At 54.8% G+C, this 24542-nt stretch carries 29 protein-coding genes and 1 pseudogene; 8 read left to right on the plus strand and 22 right to left on the minus strand.

Translation table 11 applies throughout. The features are described 5' to 3' along the window. Window positions 1-82 precede the first annotated feature (82 nt). From ACN0UH_RS01265 to ACN0UH_RS01275, 3 genes are all read right to left on the minus strand, one after another. Window positions 83-370 (minus strand): PA4642 family protein, encoded by a 288-nt coding sequence (locus ACN0UH_RS01265; protein WP_417660348.1) that lies wholly within the window; start codon window positions 368-370, stop codon window positions 83-85. Window positions 371-439: 69 nt separating this feature from the next. Continuing rightward, the gene (locus tag ACN0UH_RS01270; protein ID WP_417660349.1) at window positions 440-922 is read right to left on the minus strand and encodes a WbuC family cupin fold metalloprotein; all 483 of its coding nucleotides are present in this window, start codon (window positions 920-922) and stop codon (window positions 440-442) included. Between the two features lie 4 nt (window positions 923-926). Further along, window positions 927-1484, minus strand: a complete 558-nt coding sequence (locus ACN0UH_RS01275; RefSeq protein WP_417660350.1) for a hypoxanthine-guanine phosphoribosyltransferase — start codon at window positions 1482-1484, stop codon at window positions 927-929. A gap of 278 nt (window positions 1485-1762) precedes the next feature. Here ACN0UH_RS01275 and upp point away from each other — a divergent pair, with 278 nt between their 5' ends. Further along, a complete protein-coding gene (gene upp / locus ACN0UH_RS01280) occupies window positions 1763-2401 on the plus strand; it encodes a uracil phosphoribosyltransferase (protein ID WP_417660351.1) in 639 nt (212 codons plus the stop codon). Between the two features lie 2 nt (window positions 2402-2403). Further along, window positions 2404-3669, plus strand: a complete 1266-nt coding sequence (locus tag ACN0UH_RS01285; RefSeq protein WP_417660352.1) for a uracil-xanthine permease family protein — start codon at window positions 2404-2406, stop codon at window positions 3667-3669. Window positions 3670-3727: 58 nt separating this feature from the next. On the opposite strand, the gene ACN0UH_RS01290 is transcribed toward ACN0UH_RS01285, so the two are convergent. The 4 genes from ACN0UH_RS01290 to ACN0UH_RS01305 form a co-directional block, all read right to left on the minus strand. Continuing rightward, entirely contained in the window at window positions 3728-3973 is a 246-nt protein-coding gene (locus ACN0UH_RS01290) for a hypothetical protein (RefSeq protein WP_417660353.1), read from the minus strand. A 103-nt stretch (window positions 3974-4076) separates the two neighbouring features. Further along, a complete protein-coding gene (locus tag ACN0UH_RS01295) occupies window positions 4077-5294 on the minus strand; it encodes an RNA polymerase sigma factor (RefSeq protein WP_417660695.1) in 1218 nt (405 codons plus the stop codon). A gap of 51 nt (window positions 5295-5345) precedes the next feature. Further along, window positions 5346-6107 (minus strand): ABC transporter permease, encoded by a 762-nt coding sequence (locus ACN0UH_RS01300; RefSeq protein ID WP_417660354.1) that lies wholly within the window; start codon window positions 6105-6107, stop codon window positions 5346-5348. Next, on the minus strand, window positions 6104-7030 hold the full coding sequence (locus ACN0UH_RS01305) for an ABC transporter ATP-binding protein (protein ID WP_417660355.1): 927 nt from the start codon (window positions 7028-7030) through the stop codon (window positions 6104-6106). The genes ACN0UH_RS01300 and ACN0UH_RS01305 overlap by 4 nt, the downstream gene beginning before the upstream one ends. A gap of 531 nt (window positions 7031-7561) precedes the next feature. Between ACN0UH_RS01305 and ACN0UH_RS01310 the strand changes: the two genes are divergently transcribed. Together ACN0UH_RS01310 and ACN0UH_RS01315 are read left to right on the plus strand one after the other, a co-directional pair. Further along, a complete protein-coding gene (locus ACN0UH_RS01310) occupies window positions 7562-7891 on the plus strand; it encodes an I78 family peptidase inhibitor (RefSeq protein WP_417660356.1) in 330 nt (109 codons plus the stop codon). Window positions 7892-7948: 57 nt separating this feature from the next. Beyond that, window positions 7949-8866, plus strand: a complete 918-nt coding sequence (locus ACN0UH_RS01315) for a LysR substrate-binding domain-containing protein (RefSeq protein WP_417660357.1) — start codon at window positions 7949-7951, stop codon at window positions 8864-8866. A 51-nt stretch (window positions 8867-8917) separates the two neighbouring features. Here ACN0UH_RS01315 and madM read toward each other — a convergent pair whose 3' ends face one another. The 9 genes from madM to mdcA form a co-directional block, all read right to left on the minus strand. Next, window positions 8918-9682, minus strand: coding sequence for a malonate transporter subunit MadM (madM, locus tag ACN0UH_RS01320; protein ID WP_417660358.1), 765 nt, complete (start codon window positions 9680-9682; stop codon window positions 8918-8920). 5 nt (window positions 9683-9687) lie between these two features. Beyond that, entirely contained in the window at window positions 9688-10098 is a 411-nt protein-coding gene (gene madL, locus ACN0UH_RS01325; protein ID WP_417660359.1) for a malonate transporter subunit MadL, read from the minus strand. A 73-nt stretch (window positions 10099-10171) separates the two neighbouring features. After that, a complete protein-coding gene (mdcH, locus tag ACN0UH_RS01330; protein ID WP_417660360.1) occupies window positions 10172-11107 on the minus strand; it encodes a malonate decarboxylase subunit epsilon in 936 nt (311 codons plus the stop codon). After that, window positions 11104-11754: a malonate decarboxylase holo-ACP synthase gene (locus ACN0UH_RS01335; protein ID WP_417660361.1), complete on the minus strand. Its 651-nt coding sequence runs from the start codon at window positions 11752-11754 to the stop codon at window positions 11104-11106. The genes mdcH and ACN0UH_RS01335 overlap by 4 nt, the downstream gene beginning before the upstream one ends. 30 nt (window positions 11755-11784) lie before the next feature. Further along, window positions 11785-12591: a biotin-independent malonate decarboxylase subunit gamma gene (mdcE, locus tag ACN0UH_RS01340; protein WP_417660362.1), complete on the minus strand. Its 807-nt coding sequence runs from the start codon at window positions 12589-12591 to the stop codon at window positions 11785-11787. Beyond that, on the minus strand, window positions 12588-13454 hold the full coding sequence (locus ACN0UH_RS01345) for a biotin-independent malonate decarboxylase subunit beta (RefSeq protein ID WP_417660363.1): 867 nt from the start codon (window positions 13452-13454) through the stop codon (window positions 12588-12590). The genes mdcE and ACN0UH_RS01345 overlap by 4 nt, the downstream gene beginning before the upstream one ends. After that, entirely contained in the window at window positions 13447-13746 is a 300-nt protein-coding gene (locus ACN0UH_RS01350) for a malonate decarboxylase subunit delta (protein WP_417660364.1), read from the minus strand. The genes ACN0UH_RS01345 and ACN0UH_RS01350 overlap by 8 nt, the downstream gene beginning before the upstream one ends. Window positions 13747-13748: 2 nt before the next feature. Then, on the minus strand, window positions 13749-14627 hold the full coding sequence (locus ACN0UH_RS01355; RefSeq protein ID WP_417660365.1) for a triphosphoribosyl-dephospho-CoA synthase: 879 nt from the start codon (window positions 14625-14627) through the stop codon (window positions 13749-13751). After that, window positions 14627-16300 carry a malonate decarboxylase subunit alpha gene (gene mdcA / locus ACN0UH_RS01360; RefSeq protein WP_417660366.1) on the minus strand — a complete coding sequence of 558 codons (1674 nt, stop codon included), beginning with the start codon at window positions 16298-16300 and terminating at the stop codon, window positions 14627-14629. Before mdcA ends, ACN0UH_RS01355 begins: the two co-directional genes overlap by 1 nt. A gap of 200 nt (window positions 16301-16500) precedes the next feature. Between mdcA and ACN0UH_RS01365 the strand changes: the two genes are divergently transcribed. Further along, window positions 16501-18039, plus strand: coding sequence for a sigma-54-dependent transcriptional regulator (locus ACN0UH_RS01365; protein ID WP_417660367.1), 1539 nt, complete (start codon window positions 16501-16503; stop codon window positions 18037-18039). Between the two features lie 47 nt (window positions 18040-18086). Here the strand turns inward: ACN0UH_RS01365 and ACN0UH_RS01370 are convergent. From ACN0UH_RS01370 to ACN0UH_RS01390, 5 genes and pseudogenes are all read right to left on the minus strand, one after another. Then, a pseudogene (locus tag ACN0UH_RS01370) lies at window positions 18087-18212 on the minus strand (enoyl-CoA hydratase); the annotation flags it as partial. A gap of 119 nt (window positions 18213-18331) precedes the next feature. Further along, window positions 18332-19243, minus strand: coding sequence for an SDR family oxidoreductase (locus ACN0UH_RS01375; protein ID WP_417660368.1), 912 nt, complete (start codon window positions 19241-19243; stop codon window positions 18332-18334). Between the two features lie 147 nt (window positions 19244-19390). Then, a complete protein-coding gene (locus ACN0UH_RS01380) occupies window positions 19391-20308 on the minus strand; it encodes an alpha/beta fold hydrolase (RefSeq protein WP_417660369.1) in 918 nt (305 codons plus the stop codon). Continuing rightward, window positions 20308-21090, minus strand: a complete 783-nt coding sequence (locus tag ACN0UH_RS01385; protein WP_417660370.1) for a class II aldolase/adducin family protein — start codon at window positions 21088-21090, stop codon at window positions 20308-20310. Before ACN0UH_RS01385 ends, ACN0UH_RS01380 begins: the two co-directional genes overlap by 1 nt. A gap of 159 nt (window positions 21091-21249) precedes the next feature. After that, entirely contained in the window at window positions 21250-21702 is a 453-nt protein-coding gene (locus tag ACN0UH_RS01390) for a flavodoxin (protein ID WP_417660371.1), read from the minus strand. Window positions 21703-21806: 104 nt separating this feature from the next. On the opposite strand from ACN0UH_RS01390, the gene ACN0UH_RS01395 reads away from it, so the two are divergent. The 3 genes from ACN0UH_RS01395 (at window position 21807) to ACN0UH_RS01405 (ending at window position 23347) form a co-directional block, all read left to right on the plus strand. Then, the gene (locus ACN0UH_RS01395) at window positions 21807-22259 is read left to right on the plus strand and encodes a PAS domain-containing protein (RefSeq protein WP_417660372.1); all 453 of its coding nucleotides are present in this window, start codon (window positions 21807-21809) and stop codon (window positions 22257-22259) included. 52 nt (window positions 22260-22311) lie between these two features. Continuing rightward, complete coding sequence (locus ACN0UH_RS01400; RefSeq protein ID WP_417660373.1) at window positions 22312-22668, plus strand: hypothetical protein; 357 nt, start codon at window positions 22312-22314, stop codon at window positions 22666-22668. Window positions 22669-22738: 70 nt separating this feature from the next. After that, window positions 22739-23347 (plus strand): PilZ domain-containing protein, encoded by a 609-nt coding sequence (locus tag ACN0UH_RS01405; RefSeq protein WP_417660374.1) that lies wholly within the window; start codon window positions 22739-22741, stop codon window positions 23345-23347. An 18-nt stretch (window positions 23348-23365) separates the two neighbouring features. On the opposite strand, the gene ACN0UH_RS01410 is transcribed toward ACN0UH_RS01405, so the two are convergent. Beyond that, window positions 23366-24319, minus strand: a complete 954-nt coding sequence (locus tag ACN0UH_RS01410; protein ID WP_417660375.1) for a MerR family transcriptional regulator — start codon at window positions 24317-24319, stop codon at window positions 23366-23368. Window positions 24320-24542 lie beyond the last annotated feature (223 nt).

Raw genomic sequence — 24542 nt, forward strand, 5'->3', positions numbered from 1 at the left:
CTGATTTAAGGTTATAAAACTGATACAAAAAACCCGCTAACGTAAGCGGGTTTTCTATTCATTATTTAATTTACGCAGTCAGCTAGTGTGCGGCTGACTTGATCAGCTCAATATAGGGCTGTGCATTACGCTGATCCTGAATCAAGGCAACAAAGTCGTTGCCGTCAGCATCTTTAGCGTTGACGTCATAGCCTGCGGTGACGAAAAAGCCGAGGAAGCGCTCAAAGTCATCGAAACGCAGACCGCGATAGGCTTTAACCAGCTTGTGCAACGACGGCGGCGTGTCATCAGCGGGCTCGACATCGAGGAACAACTTGATCGGCTCATCACCAATCTCTTCACCAATCACTTGTTTCTTGTCTTTACGCATCACTGACTCCAGCTAAACCGGGCTACACGGGCCGGCAAGTGTACCCCGCGCACCCATTGTGCTCAACGCTCAGTCGATTGCGTCAAACTGCGCGCGCATCCAACTCAGATACTCGGCCACCTGCGGGCTCCCCTCTTGCGGCGCCCAACTGGCGTGCTCGCCCTCGCCAATCGGCAAATACGGCCCGGCCTTGCACTCAAACAGAATACTGTCGGCCTCAAGCACAACCAAGGCGTGGAAGATCCCTGGCGGTAGATCAACACCAACACAATCAGAGCCCGCCGCAAGGATACGCTTGGCCTGCACTGCGCCGTCCTGATCAAAAATCAGCAACCCCAAGCGTCCCTTTACCACCAGCAACGCTTCAGCCTTGTCGGCAGAAAGGTGGCGATGCGGCGGGATGTAGGTATCCGGCTGCAAGCCAATTGCCATGCGATGACAGGGTTCCTGCATTTCATGGAAATTGTGATGCTGGCGCTGGCGTGGATTCTGCGCAGCCTTGGCAGCCAAGTCAGAGAACAGGGCTTGATCGAGAAATTCAGGGCCGCGCACAGGCTTACATGCCTTTAACGGCAAAAATGCCTGCAGCGTTGCGCCAGTAACCTTTGTAATCCATGCCGTAACCAAAAATGTAGCGATCAATGCAGGGCAAGCCAACATAATCGGCTTTCAGGTCCGGGCGCGCCTTGCGGTCATGATCTTTATCAACCAGCACAGCTGTATGCACTGCGCGAGCACCCGCGTGGTGGCAGAAATCGATGATTGCGCCGAGGGTGTGACCTTCGTCGAGAATGTCATCAATGATCAGGACATCGCGGTCAATAAACGAAACCTCGGGCTTGGCCTTCCAGAACAGGTCGCCGCCGCTGGTCTCGTTGCGATAACGGGTGGCGTGCAAATAAGACAGCTCCAGCGGGAAGCTCAGCTTCGGCAACAGCTTACCGGAGAAGATCAGCCCACCGTTCATGACACAGAAAACTACAGGATTGGTATCCGCCATCTCGGCGTTGATAACTTCAGCCATCTTGCAGATGGCGGCTTCAACCTGTTCGTCGGTGTACAGACAATCAGCTTCAGCCATTACCTGGCGGATGTGCGCGAGATCAGCAGACATGTTCGTTCCTCTTGGGTTAGCGCAACACGAAAACCTGATCGGTGCGTCAAAATAAAAGTCGGCAAAGGTACGCATCTGTCTGCCGGGGAGCAAGCCTTCACAGACGAACGAGCGCCATTTATGCGCAATATTTCAGCAATCCAGATAATAATTGGCATAGATCAACAAAACCAATCTTAACTTAGGCGACATCAGTGAACACAGCGCCGCCCTTTATTGCGCACAATGCTTTAATCTAAGCCAGTTTTTTTGCCAGCTCAGTCGGAGAGCCCTAACACATGCCAATTCAAGAGATTCGCCACCCGCTGATTCGCCACAAAATCGGCCTGATGCGTCGCGCTGATATCAGCACCAAGAACTTCCGCGAATTGGCTCAAGAGGTCGGTGCCCTGCTGACTTACGAAGCAACTAAAGACCTGCCACTGGAAACCTATGAGATCGCCGGTTGGTGTGGCCCGGTACAAGTAGAAAAGATCTCCGGCAAGAAGATCACGGTGGTGCCTATTTTGCGCGCAGGGATTGGCATGCTGGAAGGCGTCCTTAGTTTGATTCCGGGCGCCAAGGTCAGCGCCGTCGGTGTTGCGCGCAATGAAGAAACTCTACAAGCGCATACCTACTTGGAAAAGTTGGTCCCGGAAATTGATGAACGCCTGGCAATGATTATCGACCCGATGCTGGCGACCGGCGGCTCGATGGTCGCAACCATAGACCTGCTGAAAAAAGCTGGCTGCAAGGAAATCCGCGCCATGGTGCTGGTTGCCGCGCCCGAAGGGATCAAAGTGGTCAACGATGCCCACCCAGACGTGGCAATTTACACCGCATCGATTGATGAACGCCTCAACGAACATGGCTATATCATCCCCGGGCTGGGCGATGCCGGTGACAAAATTTTTGGCACCAAGCAAAAGGACGCCTAAGCATGCAAGACCGAGTGCAAGACGCCACATGGCGTCAGGCGTTGGCCGGTTCACAAATGTTGTTCGTAGCATTCGGCGCATTGGTACTGATGCCGTTGATTACCGGAATGGACCCCAATGTCGCGCTGTTTACAGCAGGCCTTGGCACATTGATTTTCCAGCTGGTGACGAAAAATCAGGTACCGGTGTTTCTCGCCTCGTCGTTTGCCTTTATTGCCCCTATTCTTGCCGCTAAAGCAGACTTCGGCCTGCCCGCCACGCTCGGCGGTTTAGTCGCTGCTGGCGTGGTTTACATGCTGCTGGCTGGCGCCGTCCGGATCAATGGCACCGGATTTATCGACCGTTTACTACCGCCAGTGGTCATTGGCCCGGTAATCATGTCGATCGGCCTGGGCCTGGCGCCAGTTGCCGCCAACATGGCCATGGGTAAAGCGGGTGATGCCAGCGCACAACTGGTGCCTTACGACATTGCGCTGATGATTTCGCTACCGGCGCTGATCACCACATTAATCGTGGCAGTCGTCGGTAAAGGCATATTCAAGCTGATCCCTATTTTGCTTGGTGTAGCGGTCGGCTACAGCCTGGCCTGGGCATTTGGCGTGGTTGAGTTTGCACCGATTGCAGCCGCCCCGTGGCTGGCTGTTCCCAACTTTGTAGCGCCTGAGCTGAACTGGAACGCAATACTGTTCATGTTGCCGGTGGCCATTGCGCCAGCGATTGAACATATTGGCGACGTACTGGCAATCGGCACAGTCACCGGCAAGAACTACCTGAAAAAACCCGGCTTACACCGCACGCTGCTCGGTGACGGCTTGGCAACCTCTGCCGCAGGCTTGCTCGGTGGTCCGCCGAATACGACCTATTCGGAAGTGACGGGCGCGGTCATGCTGACCAAGAACTTCAACCCCAAAGTCATGCTCTGGGCGGCGGTAATTGCCATGGCTTTGGCATTCATTGGCAAGTTCGGCGCTGTACTGCAAAGTATTCCGGTACCGGTGATGGGCGGGATTCTTTGCCTGTTGTTCGGCTCAATCGCAGTGGTCGGTTTGAATACCCTGATCCGTCATCAGGTTGACCTCTCCGAGGCGCGCAACCTGGTGATTGTCGCGGTCACCCTGGTCTTCGGCATTGGCGGCATGGTCATTGGTGCTGGCGATGTCAGCCTCAAAGGCATTTCGCTCTGCGGGATCATCGCGATTTTGCTCAACCTGGTACTGCCGGGCGGTGCAGGCTGGCGCAACAAGACCCTGACGGATGAGGTGAAATAGCTGACGCAGCAAAAGCCCCGCACTTGGCAGGGCTTTTTTATACCCGAGTGTTTAGCGCTTAATTAGCTAAACGACGCACTTCACGCAGAACCATACTCGCGTATTCCGGCGGTGTGAGTTGCGCAACCTGCTCACGCATCCACTCTTCCCACTTGCCTTTGCGCTTGCTCTTCTCACCAAACAAGCGCGCGGCATCGACTTTTGAACGCTGTAGATTTTGCTGCCACAACTCAAACAAACGCGCCTTTTCAGCCTCTCCAGCATTACGCTCTTCAGCGGGTTTGTTCGCTAGATTAAAACTCATTGAGCACTCCTGTTGCGGAAAAAGGGGCGGATTCTACGCACTTTTCACATCGCAGACAGGGGTTTTACTCAGCCAATAGACCAAGGGTTACTGGCGGGTCAGCTTAATCTTCCAGCTCACTTAAACGCCGCTCAATCATCAAGCGATCAGGACTTTGCCCGGCCAGTTTCAGCGCTTCGAGGTAAGCCGCCCGCGCCGCAGCTCGCTGATCCAGACGCCGCAAGCAATCGGCTTTAGCCATCTGTGCAAGGTGATAGCGCGCAAGCTCGCCGCCCTCTAGCAAGGCATTGATAATGCTGAGTCCTGCTGTCGGGCCATCGCACATTGATACCGCGACAGCCCGATTTAGCTCAATCACCGGCGAAGGTTGTAAGCGCAGCAGCACATCATAAAGTCCGACAATCTGCGACCAGTCTGTCTCTGCCGCAGTCGTAGCCTCGGCATGCACGGCGGCAATCGCAGCCTGTACGTTGTAGTTATCGTAACCGCCCTGCTGCAGAGCCTGCAGGACCAGCGTTTGACCTTCTTCAATATGTGCAGGCGACCACAGGCTGCGATCTTGCTCCTCAAGTAACACCGCCTGCCCGTCTGCCGAAATCCGCGCAGGGCGGCGCGACTCATGCAGCAACATTAACGCCAACAAGCCTTTTACTGACGGCTCTGGCAAAAGCTCAAGCAGCAATCGCCCCAACCGAATAGCCTCCGTCGAGAGTTGGCTGCGAATGACTGACTCGCCTGAGCTGGCAAAATAGCCTTCGTTAAACACCAAGTAGATAACCCGCAACACCGTTGCCAAGCGCTGTGGAAGTTCACCTCTGGTTGGTACCTCGTAAGGGATTCCGGCATCACGAATCTTGGCTTTAGCGCGCACGATACGTTGCGCGATTGTGCTGGGAGTCGTGAGAAATGCTTTGGCGATGTCCTCGCTGCCAAGGTCGCATATCTCACGCAAGGTCAAAGCAACCTGGGCATCTTCTGATAGCGCCGGGTGACAGCAGGTAAAGATCAAACGCAGGCGGTCATCCTCGACGCTTTCAAAGTCATCCAGAGCAGGCGCATCGGCGGCTGCCTCATCGGGCTCACCAAGCGGTTCAAAGCGGGCATTGCGGCGCAATCCATCAATGGCTTTAAAACGTCCCGCAGACACCAGCCAGGCCCGTGGATTAGCCGGTACACCTTGAGTTTGCCACTGCTCAAGCGCCGCACGAAACGCCTCATGCAATGCTTCTTCGGCCAGATCGAAATCACCGAGCAGGCGAATCAAGGTGGCCAAGACGCGCCGCGACTCAGTGCGATAAAGCACTTCCAGTTGCTGGTTCAGCGCCTGAGGCGTGTCCAATCGCAGCTCCTCCAGTAACCCACAGTGACTGTCTTAGCTTTTAAGTCGATAACCGCTTTTGAATATCCAGGCAACAGCGCCGATGCACAGCGCCAAGAAGCCCAGAATCATGCCCAGACTGATACCAACACTAACGTCGGACACTCCATAAAAACTCCAACGAAATGCGCTGATCAGATACACCACTGGGTTGAACAGTGTGACCGTCTGCCAAACTGGCGGCAGCATGCTGATCGAATAAAAACTACCGCCAAGGAAAGTCAGCGGCGTGACGATCAGCGCGGGGACGATTTGCAGTTTTTCCCAGCCATCCGCCCAGACCCCGATAATAAAACCGAACAAGCTGAAGGTCACGGCAGTGAGGATTAAGAAGGCCACCATCCAGAATGGATGAAGAATCTCAAAGTCGACGAACAGCCGCGCCGTCAGCAAGATGATCAACCCCAGAATGATGGACTTGGTCGCCGCAGCGCCAACATAGCCGATAAGGATTTCAAGGTAAGAGACCGGAGCAGAAAGTATCTCGTAAATAGTCCCTGAATACTTCGGCATATAAATACCAAACGAGGCGTTGGAAATGCTCTCGGTGAGCAGCGCCAGCATGATCAAGCCAGGGATGATAAACGCCCCATAACTCACGCCATGAACCTGAGTCATGCTCGAACCAATCGCCGAGCCAAACACCACGAAATACAGTGAAGTCGTGATCACCGGCGTGGCAATGCTTTGCAGCAACGTGCGCCAGGTACGCGCAAGCTCAAACAGATAAATGGCGCGAATCGCATAGAAATTCATGCGCGGTTCCTCACCAAGTTTACGAAGATTTCTTCAAGCGAACTCTGGCTCGACTGCAGGTCTTTGAAGTCGATGCCTTGCTGCGCCAAGTCTTTGAGCAGCTCGGCAATACCGGTGTGTTCACGTTGGGCATCAAAGGTAAACACCAGCGCATGGCCGGAGTCTGCCAATTCCAGCGGGTAACTGGCGAGAGCATCTGGAATGCTGGTCAACGGCTGCTGCAGGTGCAAGGTCAGCTGTTTCTTACCAAGCTTGTGCATAAGCGCAGCTTTATCTTCAACCAGAATGATTTCACCCTTGCTGATAACCCCAATGCGATCAGCCATTTCCTCGGCTTCTTCGATGTAATGAGTGGTCAGAATGATGGTTACGCCGCGCTCGCGAAGGCCACGCACCATATTCCACATGTCACGGCGCAGTTCGACATCGACACCGGCTGTTGGCTCGTCGAGAAACAGAATCTGAGGTTCATGGGACAAGGCTTTGGCGATCATCACACGGCGCTTCATGCCGCCGGACAACTCAAAAATGCGCGCATCCTTTTTATCCCACAGCGACAAATCACGCAGCAGCTGTTCGAGATAAGCAGGATTGGCCGGTTTACCAAATAAACCCCGGGTGAACTTAACCGTGGCCAACACACTTTCAAAGCCTTCGTTGAACAACTCCTGTGGCACCAAGCCAATCTTGGCCCGCGCTGCACGATAGTCGGAGATAATGTCGTGGCCTTCGACCAGAACCTTGCCTGTGCCAGGATTGACGATGCCGCAGATGATGCTGATCAGGGTGGTTTTGCCTGCACCGTTGGGGCCAAGCAAAGCGAAAATCTCACCTTTTTTGATATCAAGATTGATGGAGGTCAACGCCGGGTGGCCCGAGGCATAAACCTTGCTCAACTGCTGTATCGAGATAACTGGTTGCACACAACCACCTTGGTTTTGGGAGCGTCAGAAGGCATCGCTATATTTGTCGAGCCGGAAGGCGCGGATAGCTGCACAGTCTAGCTAAGTCAATGTTCGACCTCAAAACAGCTGTCGCGTTTCTGGCAGACAGTCGATAGACGTCGTGACAAGGCTAAAGACCGTGTTATTACAGCCAGCCTGAACATTAAAAAACGCTACTCTAGCCCATCCGTATGCCATGTTGCATCAGGCCAATTATGTGTTGGGTTGGGGAATGGCTCTGGTTTGGCCACGCTTGTGCAGCACCGTTTATCGGCATGCTGTGCCTCGATCCAGCCGCAACGAATAGCAACCCGATGTCAGCGCTGACCCTTGAATGGTTTGACCAAAGACAAGTTTTAAACTCAATTCGCAGGCTTGCAGGCTTGGTCACAGTCGCCGGTATCGTTATGCTTGCACACCGCCGACAGCCTTGGATCGTCGCTTTGCGCTTGCCAAGCGCGCCAATTTTGCACAGGCTGTGCCGTTATCACCCGTTCAGAGGACACCTACATGCAACTAAAACATCTCGCTGGCTTGGCTCTAATTGCATCACTAAGCGCCTGTAGCTCAATGGACGGTGGCAGCTCAGACACCGCGTCGGATACAGCCGCGGCAGTTGCGTCTGATCGCTTCAAGGACAAGTGCAACGCCGAAGCTGTCCAAGACATGCTGGGGCAGCGAGTCACTCCGGCGTTAAGCAAACAAATCAAAGAAAAAGCCGGCGCTAAAAGCGTTCGAGTCTTGGGCCCAACCGACCCAATGACCATGGATTACAAGTCATCTCGTTTGAACATCGATACCGACGAAGCTGAAATTATCGACCGCATCACCTGCGGTTAAGCTCAGCAGCGCCCCACCAGCGCAGCGCTGGCCTCTTAACTTTCCAGGCACTGACGCATGCAGATTGATGAAGACTTCACGCTGAAGAAGCTTGAAACGTTTCTCGCGTTCATGCGCAGTGGCAACCTCAGTCGCGCAGCGGCAGAACTGCAGACCAGCAATGTGAGCGTACATCGGGCGATTCATTCGCTTGAGAGTGCGCTGCGTTGCCCGCTGTTCAAGCACGAAGGGCGCAACCTGATCCCGCTGGAAAGTGCTTATCTGCTTGAGGATCGTGCCCAAAAGCTGATTCAGGATGTACTCGATACGGTTCGCTTAACCCGTGAAGCGGCGGGCTTTTCTGCGGAGCGATTCAAGCTCGGCTCGCTGTATTCACTCACGGTGAAAACCGTTCCCCAGTTGATCATGGGGCTAAAGCTGCGGCGCAGCGAGCTGAATATCGACCTGATTCTTGGTTCAAATGTCGACCTGATGTTTAAATTGAAGAATCTCGAAGTGGATGCAATTTTGGTGGCTCTGAACGAGCACATCAATGATCAGGATTGCGAGCAACTGCCGTTGTTTTCGGATGATATTTTTCTCGCAGTACCAACCGACTCACCCTTTGCCCAGCAAACTGAAGTTGATTTGGCGGCTCTCAAAGAGTCGACTTTTATTACCCTGACCCACGGTTTCGCCACACATCAAGATGGCGTGCAGGTGTTTCGCCAAGCGGGGTTTGAACCGAAGATTGCGATGCAGGTGAATGATATTTTCACCTTGTTAAGCATGGTCAGTTCCGGGGTGGGTTACGCCCTGCTCCCCGGTCGAATTGCGGCAGTTTATGAAAACCGGATCAAGCTCATCCCCTTGCAGGCCAAGTACCATATGCAGCAGCACATTGGCGTGGTCTTCCTCAAAGCCAAAGAGCGTGATCCTAATCTGTTGGCGTTATTGGCGGAGTGTCGGATGTACAGTATCAACAACCCCGCCTGAGCAATACTGTTGCTCAGGCGGGGTAAAGCACAGCTTCGGCTTCGATCAGTTTCAGCCCATCAGGCCACGCATGATCAGGAACAGCAGCGATGGGCCTAGCAAACAGCCTAGCGCCGTGTAGAAAGCTGCAGTCAAGCAACCGTAAGGCACCAGCTTAGGATCTGTCGCGGCCAATCCGCCAGCCACTCCGCTCGATGTGCCAATCAGGCCACCAAAGATCACTGCGCTGCGTGGATTGTTCAGGCCGATGTATGGCGCAACAAAGGGCGTGGCGATCATCACCAGAATAGCTTTGACCAGACCCGCACCAATCGACAGCGCCATGACCTCTGAGCTTGCACCAATCGCGGCACCCGTCACTGGACCAACAATATAGGTCACGGCACCCGTGCCAATAGTGGTCAGGCTTACCGCATCGGTATAGCCGAATGCCATCGCGACACCGACGCCCGCGACAAAGGATGAACCGATCCCCACGAACAACGCCAGTACGCCAACCAGCCCCGCACGTTTTAGCTCTTCAACATTGACCCCGTAACCAGTGGCGACAATGGCAAAGTCACGCAGCATGGCGCCGCCCAGAATACCGATTCCGGATAGCAGCGGGATATCGACCAAACCTTTACTGCCACCGGTCATAGCGCCACCGACATAGGCTAAAACCAGCCCCAGAAGAATAGCGATTGCAGAGCCGTGCAGCCGGCCATTGGTCAGCTTGTCAGACAGCCAATACGACAACCACATTGTAATACCGATAATGGCAAAACCGGCGATCAAGCTGTAAGCGGTGAATACTTTCAGAATACTCTCGTACATAGCTATCACCGTGGCAGTTTAGGCAAAGGGTTTACGTCAGGCTCAGTTGGCGCATCAGGCTTTTTTTGGCCCATCCGGTCTAAAACCGGGACCAGAGCAAAGGCCACAACCACCGCCGCCACGCCAGCAAGAATCGCCATTGGCCCGCCGCTAAGCGCGCCAAAGACATTTTGCTGGGCAGCCATTGCCACCACGATAGGGATATAGATTGCGCTCCAGAACTCGACGCCCTGTTCTGATTTAGGAATCAGATAGCCGCGCTTTTTTAGATAGCCGCCGAGAAAAATCAGCAACATCATGGCAATACCGACGCCGCCAACGTTGGCCGGCACACCAATCAACTTCCCCAGTAGCTCACCGATGGTGATACCAACCAGGGTGCAGAACGCAAGAAACGCCACACCATAAATAATCATTATTTTTATCCTCAAGAAACAGTTCGAAGTTGTTGTTTTTGTCCTTCGTAACGATCAAGCGGTACAGCTCAGTTCAAGAGTCGCGGCTCGCCTCCTGACGCAACATGGCGTCCAAGGTATCGAGCCGAGCGCCCTGAAAGGCGATGGCTTGCCCGGGTTCAAACACGCGCCGGGCCAAGCCCGTCAACACAGCCCCAGGAGGCAGTTCGAGGTGCAACCTAACACCGCGTTCATAAGCCGTGCGCAACGTGTTATGCCAATCGACGACGCGGCACATATTGTTCGCCAGGTCATCGCGCAGTTGTTCCGGTTTGTTGAGTAAACGTGCACTACTGCTGCTTAAATATCGCACTTGCGCAGGACTTACACTGACCTGAGCAAATGCCTCAGCGAGTGTCGCCGCAGGGCTCTCAAGCAACGAGCAATGCGAGGGCACGCTCACCGCCAGACGTTTAGCACAAGCCGCTCCGGATTTTTTCGCCAGCGCCGCCACTTGCAGCATGGCGCTATGGCTGCCCGCTATTACCTGCTGTGCCTCAGCATTGATATTGGCCAGATACACCGGCTGTTCGGCGCTGTTTACCTGCGCCAGCAAGTTTTCAACTGTGCCGAGATCCAACCCCAAAATAGCGGTCATGCCAAAGCCTTGCGGATACGCCTGTTGCATGAGTTCACCGCGCAGGCTGACTAAGCGCAGCGCATCAGCGAAACTGACTGCGCCCGCTACAACCGCTGCGGCGTATGCGCCAATCGACAAACCCGAAACATAATCAGGGCGATGGCCACGCTGCAGTAACATCCGCGCACAAGCCACCCCGGTAATCAGTAAGCACAGCTGTACCGCGCGGGTTTCGGCAAGAGCACCAAGTGAGTCCAACGCCAAGGCATCTTGTTCAAGTACTGCACTGGCCTCATTCACGCACAAGCGTGTCTCAGGTGAATCTGGCAGCGCGTGCAACATGCCCGGTTGCTGCGCACCTTGGCCAGGAAAAACCCATATGCTGCTCATGCGACAGCCAACTCTGGCGCCCACGGGTCATCGACCAACACCGCTTGAGTCTGGGTTTTAAGCAGCACCTTCGAGCTGCTCATTGCCCATTCACGCAGAGCAACCGCGCCCGTCGGGCATTGCAGTTGCGCATCGACTGTCACGACGGCGCTATCCAGCAATGCCAGTAAAACCATCGCCTGTGAACGCGACATCGGCTGCGCTGTACGCACCAGCAAATCGAGATCGCTGGCGGGATGAATCGCTTCGATACCGCTGGCCAACTGAAATCCAAGGCTGCCGGTAATCCCCCAGCGCAAGCCACTCTGATTAAGTGACCCAGCCAGCTGCGCAAGCGCCTTAAACAGCGGCCAGTCGCGATAGCGTTGATCTTGCAACTCAATCAACTGTTCCGGCTGCACACAACGGGTCACTGCCGAGAGTGGCATCCAGCAAGCAAAGCGCTGATCACGTGTTTTGCCGCGCAAACCAACAGCAATCATGCCCGCTGAGGCTGGCGCTCGCCTAACCACAACCGGCGGCTCGAAGCGCAATGCCTCGGCCGCCCACTCAGGCGCATCTGCCGGCAGATGCTCTGGGGCAAAACCCCAAAGCAAATCGTGTGGCAGATAGTGCTGTTGCGTTGGTAGATCGAGGCAATTGATCACGTGTTCAGCTCCAGGCAGTGACGCTTACGTTCACCACTGCGCCCGTAATAACTCGCGTACCCGTGATGAAGCTTCGCGGTTGGTCGCGCCAAGCCTGCTGCGCAAGTCCCGCGGACTGTTGGCGATATCATCGAGTGCGCTGCTCAGGCAGCCCTGCACCCGTGCGACATCATCAGCCTGTGGCTTAACGGCGTCATCAACACTCAAGGTTTCCCAAAGCAGGCCAAGTGAGTCATAGCTCTCAATGTCATAAGCCATTGGTGCAATGGTCGACGCCAGCGCTTCCAGCTCATCAACACTGCGCAAGGTCACGCGCGCGGCAGACTCCTTGCCCATGGCATGCACCATCACGCTTGGGTCGCGTAGGGCAATCAAACGGTTGGCTTGATAACCGTGCGCCAGAAACGCACCGGACATCGCCTTACCCACCAACAATGCAATAACTGCATGACCCGCCAGACGCGCACGGGCATAACTGTCGACCGCACCCGCCAACGCCTGGTGAATACCCAGCGCCTCTTCACGGCGGCCATATGCCTGACTTGGCACATCGACGATGGCGATCAACGCCCGCTTGTCTTCACGTTCGCGGTCCTGCTCAATCACTTGATCAATCGCTTGGGCCAGCCCCCAGCCTTCAAGCAGGCCGACCTCGCCATTTCGCGCACGGGGAAAGCGGTTATTTGCGTCCGCTACCACGGCTAAATAGCGCACAGGTTGGCCGTTCAAGGTGCTGTCAGCAACCAGCAGCGAATCCGGTAATCCGCTAACCAACTGCGCATTTACAGCCAGCGACTCGAACCAGTTACGGCCACGCGGTTCAGTGGTTGCACTCATGACTGCTCTCCTTGGTAGAGGCTGCGAACACCTGCGGCATCGATTTGCTGTGCAGCATCGAACGCCTGCAATCGCTGAAGAAACCAAGCATGCTTGCGGCTGCGCTCAAGCGCAGGTCGACCTTGCTTGAACAACCTGCGGACTTGTTCACGAATAACCTCAAGATCATCCGCCACGTAACCGTCAACCAAGCCACTGGCGTTGCGTTGCTCACCGCCGGTCAGGCCCCAGATGAAAGGTCGGTCACGGGAGTCGTATTCATCAAGACCAGCCTCCTGCTCAATGACCTGCGGGCCATTGAGGCCGAGCCGGGCTTCCTGAGTCACCAACAGGTAACTGCAAAGACCCGCCGCAATCGACATACCGCCGAAGCAGCCGACTGGCCCAGCAACCAAGCCTATGACCGGCTGGTACTGGCGCAGGTCAACAATTGCAGACTGAATTTCAGCAATTGCCGCCAGTCCCAGATTGGCTTCCTGCAAGCGCACACCACCGGTCTCCAGCAAGAGCAAGGCGCGGGTGGCGATACCGTTACGATTATCCTCAGCGGCAAGCTCTAAAGCGCCGGCAATCTTTGCCCCACCGACCTCACCGAGGCTGCCACCTTGGAACGCCCCTTCGATTGCCGCGACCACAGCAGGCTCACCGTCAATGGTGCCTTTAGCGATAATCACCCCGTCATCGGCCTGAACTACGATGCCTTGTTTGGGCAGCCAAGGTGAAGTCACCCGAGCGAATGGATCGAGTAGCTCGCGAAAGCTACCGGCGTCGAGCAATGCGCGCGCGCGCTGACGAGCACCGAGTTCAATAAAACTGCGCTGTTCAAGCAAGCGCGCGATCTTGTCTGCATTTGCATCAGTCATCAGTCAAGGCCTCCATTGCTTGTTCCAGACGCAGGCGCACAACCCCTGGAGTCGCGCCAAAATCGTGGATCGAGATGTTTAACGCAGGCATCTGCTGCTCACTGAACATGCGCTGAAACAGCTGCTGCCAACGCGCATCGCTGCCATTGACCGAGGTCACGACCTCAATTGCCAACGTGCCGCTGGTACCCGGTTCAAGCATTACTTCAAGATCACCCGAGCCGACACAGCCGACCAGAGCGCGGCCAAGGGCGGGTTGCCCGGCACTGAATTGGAAAGACAGCGTTTGCATAATCAGACACTCCCTATCGGCGCGTGCAAGGCAGGCGCAAGGCGGTCGAGAAATAAAGTCGCGGCGAGTAAATCAGCAGCCCCGCCGGGTGAGGCACGTAGCCTCAACATGTCGTTATCGAGATTACGCAGCAACCGACGGCCATCGAGACTGGCGCAACCGCCTGCCTCTAGCACCGCTCGTGCTCCGTTCTGCATGCAATCGAGACCAGTCAGACCGGCGCGATAGAGCACACAGGTATCAGTTAGTTGACTCATGATCGCCAGCAACGCATCCAGCCGTGCATTCTGCTCGCCCGCCTGCGTTGAACGGCTGCGCAGCAACTGTGGCAGCCCATGCTGAGTGATCGCCGGAAAACCCAATTGAGCTTGTTCTCGGGCACCGGGCAAGCCGAAGGTTCGGCAAACTTGCTGGCCGTGGCTTTCGGCCATGACGGGCATGGCCCGGTCGTTGAGCATGGCAATTCGCGCGGCGCGCAAGGTGACTTCACCGGCACTCAGCGCTTGACCATCCAGCGCTGCGGCTGCGCACAATAAGCCCAGTGCCCAGATTGCGCCCCGGTGCGTATTGACGCCGCCAGTAACGCGCAGCATTTCAACCTCGCCTTCACGACCGATGCGACCCAGCGCCTCTCGCAACGCCTGATTAATCTCAGTTTGCTGGCTTGCGGCCTCAGCCATTTGCTTAAAGGCAGGCCACAACGACAACGCAGAAGAATGCATCAAGCCCAAGTGCAAATCGTCATGGGCGCCATTGTCGCGACGATCAACCAGCCCCGGCTTGGGTGACAAATCAGCTTCATCGATCAACACATCGACAGCTAGATCAGCCAGGTATTCAGCAACACTCAGGCGCGGCTGTTTAACGTATAAAGCAGTCATCACCAGCTCCTGAATTTAGCGGGCGGGTTGTACAAACCGCCTGACCACTCAACCAATTCAGCGATACTCTTGGCTGCGAGCAACTCACGGCTGGCGTCTGCGCGGCGAATGCCCAAGTCTTCAGGCAGAGCAATCAAGCCTTCCTGACGCATGCGCAAGGTATCTTTAGGATCATGGCGCAACCCAATACTGGTAACCCCAGCCACTGCGGCGATCATCGCCTGGCGCTCTTCAAGTGAGCGCGCCTTATATAAGTAGGCGATACCTTCCTCGGTCAGCAGGTGCGTCACGTCATCGCCATAAATCATGATCGGCGCTAATGGCATGCCGCTTTTACGCGCCACTTCAACCGCATCTAAAGTCTCGACGAAGGTCGGTTTGCCGCCTTCCTGGAAGGTTTCAACCATCTGCACCACCAGCTTTTTACCGCGTTCAAGCATGGTCACCGGAGCACCGGTGTCGGAGCACATATCTAGCCAAGCTGGGGTTGCATGGCGTCGCCCGCGTGGGTCGTGCCCCATATTTGGCGCACCACCAAAACCTGCAAGACGACCTCGGGTAACGGTTGATGAGTGACCGTCGCCATCGACTTGCAAGGTGGCGCCAATAAACAGGTCGACCGCGTATTGCCCGGCCAACTGGCACATCATCCGGTTTGAACGCATCGAGCCGTCTCGCCCGGTGAAGAACACATCGGGGCGCATGGCGATGTAGTTTTCCATGCCCAACTCGGTGCCAAAGCAATGCACGCTTTCGACCCAACCGGTCTCGATCGCCGGGATTAACGTTGGGTGTGGGTTGAGCGTCCAGTTGCGGCAAATCTTGCCTTTGAGGCCGAGCTTTTCACCGTAGGTTGGCAAAATAAGCTCGATGGCAGCAGTGTTAAAACCAATGCCGTGGTTTAGCGACTGCACGTTGTGTTTTTCGTAGATGCCGCGAATCGCCATCATCGCCATCAATACATGCACCGGCTTGATGTGGCGTGGGTCACGGGTGAACAGCGGCTCGATATAGAACGGTTTGTCAGCCACCACCACAAAGTCGACCCACGACCCCGGAATATCAACGCGCGGCAGTTCGCTGACATCATCAACCAGCTCATTGACCTGCACGATCACAATGCCATCGCTGAACGCAGTCGGCTCAACCAGCGCAGGCGTGTCTTCGGTGCTTGGCCCGGTGTAGATGTTACCGGCACGATCTGCCTTGAACCCGGCAACCAGCGCAACGTTGGGGATCAGGTCAACCAGCAGTCGCGAATAGAGTTCGATATAGGTGTGAATCGCACCGACTTCGAGCAGACCATCTTCGAGTAATTGGCTGATGCGCAGGCTTTGTGGGCCCGCAAAGGAAAAATCCAGTTTGCGCGCAATGCCACGCTCGAATAAATCAAGGTGCTCCGCGCGGCTCACGCTCGGCATAATCATATGCAGGTCATGCAGGCGCTCGGGGCTGGCTTTCGCCAAGGAGCGAGAGAGGAAATCGGCCTGTTTCTGGTTATTGCCTTCAAGCACCACGCGATCGCCCGGGGCAATCAAAGCTTCAAGCGCGGCAACGATTTTATCGCTGGGCAAAACCACACCGTCGGCGAGTGCACGGACTGTCTCAAGGCGGCGCTGTTTCTCAGTCCGGCGACGTGACCAGTTCGGCGGCGGGGATATTATTGTTGTCATGCTGACTCCACGTAGTGCGCTGTCGTGGTGCCACATTAGGAGCGCAAGCCGACGGCTATCAATCAACTAGACGATGGAATCATTACGCTTAAAGTAATGATTGTTTTTTCTCTCACCAGAACAACCTGATAACAGCAACAGTTAACGTCAGCGCGCAGACCGGGCATACTTAGCTATTGTCCCCAGTTTTAGTTGACCGCATGCGTATCCATGTCACCTTCATCGACCGCGTAGGTATCACCCAGGAAGTGCTGGCACTGTTGGGTGGGCGCAATCTAAATCTGGATGCGGTCGAGATGGTGCCGCCCAACGTTTATATCGACGCACCGACATTGAGCCCCGAAGTACTCGATGAGTTGCGCGAGGCCTTGTTCAAGGTTCACGGAGTGCAGGCGGTTACCATCGTCGATATTCTCCCCGGCCAACGTCGCCGCTTGCAGCTTGATGCCTTGCTTGCAGCAATGAGCGATCCGGTGCTGGCGGTCGACAGTCAAGGCCGCGTATTGCTGGCCAACCCTGCCTTGATTGCCCTCTGTGAACAAGAGCCAGAAGGCTTGGCTCTTGGCGATCTATTTGCCAACCCAGCCCTGCAACATGAGCTGCTGGAACAGAACTTTCGCCTGCCACTGCGCGAAGTCACCCTAAACGGTCAAGCGTTGCTGCTGGATGCCATGCCAATAAGTGAAACGGCGGGCGCAGGTCAGTTGCAGCTCGCGGGAGCATTGCTCACGCTGTACGAACCTAGCCGGATTGGCGCTCGCCTCTCGGCGTTGCACCATGATCACGCTGAAGGCTTTGATTCGCTGCTTGGCGACTCCGTGCCGATTCGCACGCTGAAGGCCCGTGCGTTACGCGTTGCAACGCTCGATGCCCCCTTATTGATTCAGGGCGAAACCGGAACCGGCAAGGAACTGGTGGCGCGTGCTTGCCACACTAGCAGCGCGCGTTGCGATGCACCATTTCTAGCCCTGAACTGCGCGGCGTTACCGGAGAGCCTCGCCGAAAGCGAGCTGTTTGGCTACGCGCCAGGCGCATTCACGGGAGCCCAGCGCGGCGGCAAGCCTGGACTGTTAGAGCTGGCCAATCACGGCACTGTATTTCTTGATGAAATCGGTGAAATGTCACCTTACCTGCAAGCCAAACTATTGCGCTTTCTCAGCGACGGCACATTCCGCCGTGTTGGCGGCGAGCGGGAAGTTAAGGTTGATGTACGCATTCTCAGCGCCACCCACCGCGACCTTGAAAAAATGGTCAGCGAGGGAAGCTTTCGCGAAGACCTGTACTACCGTCTCAACGTACTCAATCTTGAGGTTCCGCCGCTGCGTGCCCGTGGCCAGGATATTTTGCTCCTGGCCCGCCATTTTATGCGTCAGGCTTGCGCACAGATTCAGCGATCGCCGTGTCGTTTGGCACCTGACACTTATCCGGCTCTGCTGGGTAATCACTGGCCAGGCAACGTGCGCCAACTGCAAAACGTAATTTTCCGCGCTGCCGCTATTAGCGAAAGCAATCTGGTGCTGATTGACGACCTGGATATTGCTGGCACAGCAGTCGCTGCACAATCACCTGAAGAAGCGGTTGAAAGCTTGGAGTCAGCAGTCGCAGGGTTTGAAAAAGCCTTGCTCGAAAGATTCTATGACAGCCACCCTTCTACCCGCCAGTTGGCTAACCGGCTGCAAACTTCGCACAGCGCGATTGCGGTGCGCCTGCGCAAATACGGCATCCCCAGCAAGAGCTAGATCCTGCTGCCATGACGCCCATGGCCACTTTTGAAACGTTTGGCAGCGGCTTCAAACTCACGCAAGGCATCCGCCAGCGCTTGTGCGGTAGGTCGGTCAACCGCGTTACAGAGCCGCGCCCGATTGATGGTCAACGTTGTAATCGGCCCAACCTTATCGATGAGAATGTTCATGGCTGCGTCGTTTCCAGAAAATGTGCCTGCTGCTGTGCTGACACAAAAAGGCCAGCGCATGGCTGGCCTTCACTTTAAAACGCTAACGGTAGCCAGTAACAGCTCGCATACCGGCCGAATCAGATGGCATATTTTTGCAGGTTAGCCATCATTTCTTTCAACGCCTGTACGTTATCGGCTGGGTGCGCTGCGTTTTCAAAATCGCAGATTTGCGCCCAGTGTGCGGCAACATCTTCAGGGCTAAAGCCTTCGCGCGGATCGAAGCCTGCACCGAGACTACGTTCCCAACGCACTTTACCGATCCAACCGCCGCCTACTTCAAACAGCCCCGACGTCTCTTCGCAGCTATTGCTGGCCAGGTAAACCACCAGTGGGCTAACCAATTCAGGCTTGAGTTGTTCAAACACTTGTGGCGGGATCAAACCTTCAGTCATACGCGTGCCGCCAGTCGGCGCAATTGCGTTAATCAGAATATTATTTTTACGGCCCTCAATCGCCAAAGTGCGCGTCAGGCCATACAAGCCCAACTTGGCCATGCCGTAATTTGACTGACCAAAGTTCCCGTAAATGCCGGAAGTCGATGATGTAAAGATCACCCGCCCATAACCTTGTTCACGCATATGTGGCCAGGCCGCACGAGTAATCTTGTAGGCGCCTTCAACATGCACCTGATACACCTGATCCCAGTCAGCCTGTTCCATCTTGTGGAAGGTCTTGTCGCGCAGGATTCCAGCATTATTGACCACTACATCTATGTGCCCGAAAGCATCCAAGGCATGCGCAACGATTTTGTCGCCGTCTGTCACCGAGTCATGATTAGCCACAGCCACGCCACCAGTTGCACGAATTTCTTCGACCACTTTGTCTGCCGCAGAGGCATTGGCTCCTTCGCCGTGGGTGCTGCCGCCTAAATCATTAACTACAACTTTGGCGCCATGCTTCGCGAAGAGCAGCGCATGGGCACGCCCCAAGCCGCCTCCGGCACCGGTAACAATTACGACTTGGTCTTGGAAACGAATGGCTTCACTCATCAGAAGGCTCCTGGCAGTGTTTAGGATTGAGCAGAGTGTCGGGCAGTGCCCCGATTGTCACAACGATGACAACCGGGTCTGAATAGTGCCCGATAAGGCAAAGCGATAAGCTGGCGCGACCTTGATCATGTAGATCAATTGGCCACGCTACTGCGTCAGCGAATTCGCAACCGACGCAGAGGCTTGATCCAGCGGCTGACGAAACCCCAAGTAATGCTCAAGCACGGCTTCTGGCGCCTCGGTTTGCGGGTAATGGCCAATCCCCTCCAGCAGCACAGTGTCGGCCCGAGGAATCAATTCCCGATAGCGCTCAACCATATGCAGTCCGGAAATCGGATCGACAGCCCCGTCAATTACCCGCATCGGCACCTGCGCGACCTGCATCGCCGTTACCCAACGATCGCGGTGCTGGCGCCGCTCGGGCATGTAGCGAATCAGCCGGTGCATAATCGCCGGCCCATTGTTTTGCGCAATCAAGTCCCAGAAATCATCCAGCTCTGCCGCATCTGGCAAGGTACCGGGGCCGAACACTTTAGCGAAATTCGCTTCAAGCTTTTTACGACCGAATAAACGACCAATGAATGGCCCCAGCGGGCTAAGCAGCAGCTTTTGGACTAATACGGGATGATGGGCTTCCGGAAATAACCCGCCATTGAGGAACACGCAACTCGCCAGTTTGAATAGCCCCTCTTGATGACGTGCCAGTAATTCCTGAGCGACGCTGTCACCATAATCATGGGCCAGCACATGCACTGCGCCTGAAACCTTGAGCTGGGCCAGTAACGCCTGCTGCAAATCCGCCTGTTCAAGCAAGCTGTAATCGTGCCCAGTCGGTTTCGCCGAATAGCCAAAGCCGAGCATGTCACATGCAATCAGCCGGTAGTGCTGCGCCAATGGCTGCCAAAGATAATGCCAATCCCAGCTAGCCGTCGGGAAGCCGTGAATAAGCAACAGCGGCGGAGAGTCGGCGGCGCCTGCGGTCCAGTAATGAATCTCATGGCCGTTGAAGTTAAAACGCTGACTTTTCGCACGCCACTGCGCCAGCGGGATGCCTGGCAGTGCCATTAGCTGGCGTAACCTGGCATTTGCTGGTCGAGCTTACGCAGCAAAGCCGGCCAAGCCAAGGAACCGCCCATGCCCTGCGGGCTTTTCATCACACCGGCAACCATGGCTTTGGCGCCATCGAGAATTTGCTGCGGGATGTGAATCAATTCAGCTCCGCCGCTCTGCGCCATGACTTGAACCTCGCACGCACGCTGCAAAGTGAACATCATCAGAAAGGTGTCGGCGATACTCGATGAGGCAGTCAATAATCCGTGGTTGGGCAAGATCATGAAGTTCTTGTCGCCCAAGTCTGCCTGCAAACGCGCCTTCTCATCATGGTTCAGTGCCACGCCTTCGTAACCGTGATAGGCCAAGCTGGAAAGTACAAACAATGACTGTTGCGAAAGCGGTAACAAACCCTGTTTCTGCGCCGAAACGGCAATACCCGCCGCCGTATGGATATGGACGACACAAGCAACATCGTGGCGAACCTCATGCACTGCGCTGTGGATGGTGTAGCCCGCCGGGTTGATCTCATACGGACTGTCCATCAGCTTTTTACCCGCGAGGTCGATCTTAACCAGGCTGGAAGCGGTAATTTCATGGAACATTAAACCGAATGGATTGATCAGGAACTCATCAACGCCGGGGATTTTCGCAGAGATATGGGTAAAGATCAGGTCATCCCAACCGTGCATCGCAATCAATCGATAGCAAGCGGCCAGATCAACACGGGTTTGCCACTCGGCAGCAGATACCTGATCTTTGAGACTTACGCAGGTCAGTTCTTGGGCAGCACTCATCCTCGACACCTCTACACTTATTGTTATGACGTGTATTGAGTCTAGCGAGTGCTTAGTCCTTGCCTAGTCGCTCTGGCAGCCAGCTTAGTGTCCCAGCGAGACACCACGGCGTATTTACAGCTGACATTCAGACGCTGAATATCCTCATCCTCAGATCACTCAGGCTTTGAGCGCCGCAATAAAGCTGGCAACCCAAGGCTCGGCATCAGTTTCCGGAGTTACGCTTTCACTGGAATCAAGGCGCAGCATGTCCTGAACCTCACGAATCCCTAGCTCAGCGTATAACTCGCGTACCAGTTCACCACCACCACAGAAGGTATCGCCATAACTGGAATCACCCAGCGCGATAACACCGCCGGGCAGTCCGCTCCAAGCAGGCAGGTGATCACGAATAGCGTAATACAGCGGCTGCAGGTTATCCGGTAGCTCGCCCATGCCGGTGGTTGAGGTCACGGCTAAAAAGGCCTCTGGGGCGAACGCCTGAACATCGGACAAACTCGCGCGAGGATCATAGAAGGTCTCAAACCCGGCTGCTTTTAACAGCTCCCGCACATGACGAGCAACTTCTTCGGCTGTGCCATAAACCGAGCCAGAAAAGATCGCGACTTTCATAAAACCTGCTCCAAAAACTGTCCAATTCAGCAGCTATTATGCCGTAACTGGACAGCCTCTTCGGATGTTTTAGAATGCCTTAACCTAGACTTGGAATTCAGTGCATGATCAGCGCAAAACTGCTACAGCTGGTGGTTGACGCCTCAAACGATGGAATTGTGGTCGCCGAACAAGAAGGTGATGACAATATCCTGATCTACGCCAACTCGGCTTTTGAAGCGCTAACCGGCTACACCAAGGAAGAGATTCTGTACCAGGACTGTCGATTCCTGCAGGCTGACGATCGTGGCCAACCAGGACTTCAAATCATCCGGGAAGCCCTGAAAAACGGTGAACATTGCCGCCAAGTCATAAGAAACTTCCGAAAGGACGGCTCTCCATTCTGGAACGAGCTATCAATTACGCCGATTTATAACGAAAGTGATAACCTCGTCTACTTTATTGGTATCCAGAAAAACGTTACAGAGCATGTGCAAGCACAGGAACGAATCAAGCAGTTGGAAGACGAAGTTGCACGACTCAAAACCCAACTAGCGGACCGCAATCCTGATGCTTGAATACTAGGTTTGGTTTTTCTCTGAAGGTTAAATATCGACGTAAGAGTTCATCATGGAAGAACCGGCACTGCTCACGGATGAAGAGCTAGCATTTATACAGCAGCTTTATAACCAACCCGAGAATGAGCAGCACGGGGCCTTGCCTGTCCAGAATGATCTCGAAGACTCATTGAATGACCTGCTCGGCAGTTATGCAAACCTTGAGAGCATCAGCATTGACGTGCGAATTGTTAATCTCCACGGCAATGTGCAATCAACTTTCCCTGTCTACACTCGAAGTGGGAACCCTGTTTTCTGTCAGGGTATTCAGGACGAGATTGCCTTGCAGTTGCATACGCAGGAGCGCGTCAAACAACTAGAGGCTGAAGTGGCACTGCTTAAAACCCGACTAACGGACAGTTTTACCTAATTTAAGCGTAAAACTAAAGCTGCTATCCATTGTCTTACATTGATCAACAACGCTTCGCGTAGAGTTCAATATGCAAGATCCAGTACTGCTTACAGAAGATGAGCTGGAGTTTATCCAGCACCTGTATAACCGACCTGCAAACAAGCAGCCTGGAGCTTTGTCTGTTCAAATTGACCTCGAAGAGTCACTAAAAGACCTGCTTAGCAATTACGCGAACGTTGAAAAGCTGACCATTGACGCCCGTTTTGCTAACCAGCGAATGATCTTTACCCCGTTTGTCTCCGAAGATGCTCAGCACAACCAGCACCTTGAACTTGGCACCCCGCAAATATTCGATGAGTCCGGAACTGACAGGCGCGCTTGGCGCTTGCATCTAAAGACACCACTTGAACTGCGCAACCGCAATGGCAGTGCAACCGGCCTGCTGGTACATGAACTGTCGCTCAATGGCTTGCTTATTGAACCGCTAGCAAACCGCAAAGCTCCCACTCAATTCAATTTGTTACTACCGCTTGGTGGGCAAAAACCGATCTCGATCAAAGGCCGATTCGTGCGCAGAGCGACCAAAAGCCTCCTTGCTTATCAACTGGAGCCAATGGATAGCCTCAGTAGCGAACGCTTGCAGCAGTTTCTTTATCTGCAGCACCGTGCCCTTTACCCACACGCACACCCGGAATAAGCAGCCGCGATTGCCTGGCTAAGTATCCAGATGCCCCGCCAGAAACTGTTGCAAGCGCCGCGACATCAAACGCCCCTCACTCCCCAGACAGGCAATCGCTGAACCACTCAGCGCATCCTCTATCAGATCAGCACAAGCTCCCGTCAGAGCAACCGGGCAATCAACGGCCAGTTCCAGACGCTTGAGTGTCTGTGGCAGCTGTTCGCTGGGTGGCTGGTTGGAAAACAACACCAGCCCCAAGGGTTTGATCCGTTCACATAGGTAAGCCAACTCCGCAAGAGGCTGCCCCACGCCCAATACAGTGACTGCAGCGCTGGAGTCACTCAGTAACAAACCCGCCACCAGTAATTCAAGCTCACGACAATGGCCGGGTAACGCCGCTAATAGCACGCGTTCTTCGGTTTGACTGCGCATTGCATGCAAACGCTGCAGTACACGACCACGCAAGAAGCCATCATAGAATAGCCACTCACTGGCTTGGCTGACATCACCATGCCCCATAAGCAAGTCTTGCCACAGTGGCATCAGGACATCCTGAAACACCACGGGCAATGGATAACTGGCAAATACCTGGCCGTACAGACGATCCAGTTGCAAGTCATCAAAGCAACCAACAGCGGCACGAATCTGCGCTTGCCACTGCTGCCACTCTGACGCAGTGGCCACCTCGTACACGGGTGCACTGGCCGCTTTGGCCGAGCTGCTCTTGGCGAGAATCTTGCCGACCTTACTGACAGTTACACCACGTTCAGTCCAGGCCAGAATACTGCGTACAGATTCAATATCAGCCTGCGAATACAATCGGTGCCCACTTTCAGTACGCGTCGGCTGAAGAAGCCCGTAGCGTCTTTCCCAGGCACGTAATGTGACTGAATTGACGCCGGTTAAACGCGAAACTTCACGAATAGGAAACAGCTCTTCCTGTTTTAGAGCACTGGAGTTCAAAGACAATGCACCAACGGGATCTGACATAGCAGCGGGTTCGGCAAAAGAGAGTGCCGATAGTGTAACTCATCTGAGTTATCAGACTTGCTGCCTGATACGCTCCACTTAGCCTGCCTACTGCACCTAGGCGGTGCAAGACGCTAACTGACAACTCTAGCGATACTGGCTGCGAAGCCCGCTCTGGCTAATTTCTTAAAAATCGGAATAATCCTTGCTTATATTTTGCGTTGCTCACTATCCCGAGCGACGT

Origin of the sequence: Pseudomonas sp., from assembly GCF_048265905.1 — a bacterium.
GTDB lineage: Bacteria > Pseudomonadota > Gammaproteobacteria > Pseudomonadales > Pseudomonadaceae > Aquipseudomonas.

What these genes read in the sequence shown, in the direction of transcription:
- ACN0UH_RS01410 (WP_417660375.1), bottom strand. Translation starts at nt 24,319, where the DNA reads ATGTCAGATCCCGTTGGTGCATTGTCTTTGAACTCCAGTGCTCTAAAA.
- ACN0UH_RS01290 (WP_417660353.1), bottom strand. Translation starts at nt 3,973, where the DNA reads ATGAGTTTTAATCTAGCGAACAAACCCGCTGAAGAGCGTAATGCTGGA.
- madM (WP_417660358.1), bottom strand. Translation starts at nt 9,682, where the DNA reads ATGTACGAGAGTATTCTGAAAGTATTCACCGCTTACAGCTTGATCGCC.
- ACN0UH_RS01345 (WP_417660363.1), bottom strand. Translation starts at nt 13,454, where the DNA reads ATGACTGATGCAAATGCAGACAAGATCGCGCGCTTGCTTGAACAGCGC.
- ACN0UH_RS01310 (WP_417660356.1), top strand. Translation starts at nt 7,562, where the DNA reads ATGCAACTAAAACATCTCGCTGGCTTGGCTCTAATTGCATCACTAAGC.
- upp (WP_417660351.1), top strand. Translation starts at nt 1,763, where the DNA reads ATGCCAATTCAAGAGATTCGCCACCCGCTGATTCGCCACAAAATCGGC.
- ACN0UH_RS01405 (WP_417660374.1), top strand. Translation starts at nt 22,739, where the DNA reads ATGCAAGATCCAGTACTGCTTACAGAAGATGAGCTGGAGTTTATCCAG.
- ACN0UH_RS01315 (WP_417660357.1), top strand. Translation starts at nt 7,949, where the DNA reads ATGCAGATTGATGAAGACTTCACGCTGAAGAAGCTTGAAACGTTTCTC.
- madL (WP_417660359.1), bottom strand. Translation starts at nt 10,098, where the DNA reads ATGATTATTTATGGTGTGGCGTTTCTTGCGTTCTGCACCCTGGTTGGT.
- ACN0UH_RS01390 (WP_417660371.1), bottom strand. Translation starts at nt 21,702, where the DNA reads ATGAAAGTCGCGATCTTTTCTGGCTCGGTTTATGGCACAGCCGAAGAA.
- mdcA (WP_417660366.1), bottom strand. Translation starts at nt 16,300, where the DNA reads ATGACAACAATAATATCCCCGCCGCCGAACTGGTCACGTCGCCGGACT.
- mdcH (WP_417660360.1), bottom strand. Translation starts at nt 11,107, where the DNA reads ATGAGCAGCATATGGGTTTTTCCTGGCCAAGGTGCGCAGCAACCGGGC.
- ACN0UH_RS01355 (WP_417660365.1), bottom strand. Translation starts at nt 14,627, where the DNA reads ATGACTGCTTTATACGTTAAACAGCCGCGCCTGAGTGTTGCTGAATAC.
- ACN0UH_RS01395 (WP_417660372.1), top strand. Translation starts at nt 21,807, where the DNA reads ATGATCAGCGCAAAACTGCTACAGCTGGTGGTTGACGCCTCAAACGAT.
- ACN0UH_RS01275 (WP_417660350.1), bottom strand. Translation starts at nt 1,484, where the DNA reads ATGTCTGCTGATCTCGCGCACATCCGCCAGGTAATGGCTGAAGCTGAT.
- mdcE (WP_417660362.1), bottom strand. Translation starts at nt 12,591, where the DNA reads ATGAGTGCAACCACTGAACCGCGTGGCCGTAACTGGTTCGAGTCGCTG.
- ACN0UH_RS01375 (WP_417660368.1), bottom strand. Translation starts at nt 19,243, where the DNA reads ATGAGTGAAGCCATTCGTTTCCAAGACCAAGTCGTAATTGTTACCGGT.
- ACN0UH_RS01385 (WP_417660370.1), bottom strand. Translation starts at nt 21,090, where the DNA reads ATGAGTGCTGCCCAAGAACTGACCTGCGTAAGTCTCAAAGATCAGGTA.
- ACN0UH_RS01380 (WP_417660369.1), bottom strand. Translation starts at nt 20,308, where the DNA reads ATGGCACTGCCAGGCATCCCGCTGGCGCAGTGGCGTGCGAAAAGTCAG.
- ACN0UH_RS01285 (WP_417660352.1), top strand. Translation starts at nt 2,404, where the DNA reads ATGCAAGACCGAGTGCAAGACGCCACATGGCGTCAGGCGTTGGCCGGT.
- ACN0UH_RS01350 (WP_417660364.1), bottom strand. Translation starts at nt 13,746, where the DNA reads ATGCAAACGCTGTCTTTCCAATTCAGTGCCGGGCAACCCGCCCTTGGC.
- ACN0UH_RS01265 (WP_417660348.1), bottom strand. Translation starts at nt 370, where the DNA reads ATGCGTAAAGACAAGAAACAAGTGATTGGTGAAGAGATTGGTGATGAG.
- ACN0UH_RS01365 (WP_417660367.1), top strand. Translation starts at nt 16,501, where the DNA reads ATGCGTATCCATGTCACCTTCATCGACCGCGTAGGTATCACCCAGGAA.
- ACN0UH_RS01300 (WP_417660354.1), bottom strand. Translation starts at nt 6,107, where the DNA reads ATGAATTTCTATGCGATTCGCGCCATTTATCTGTTTGAGCTTGCGCGT.
- ACN0UH_RS01400 (WP_417660373.1), top strand. Translation starts at nt 22,312, where the DNA reads ATGGAAGAACCGGCACTGCTCACGGATGAAGAGCTAGCATTTATACAG.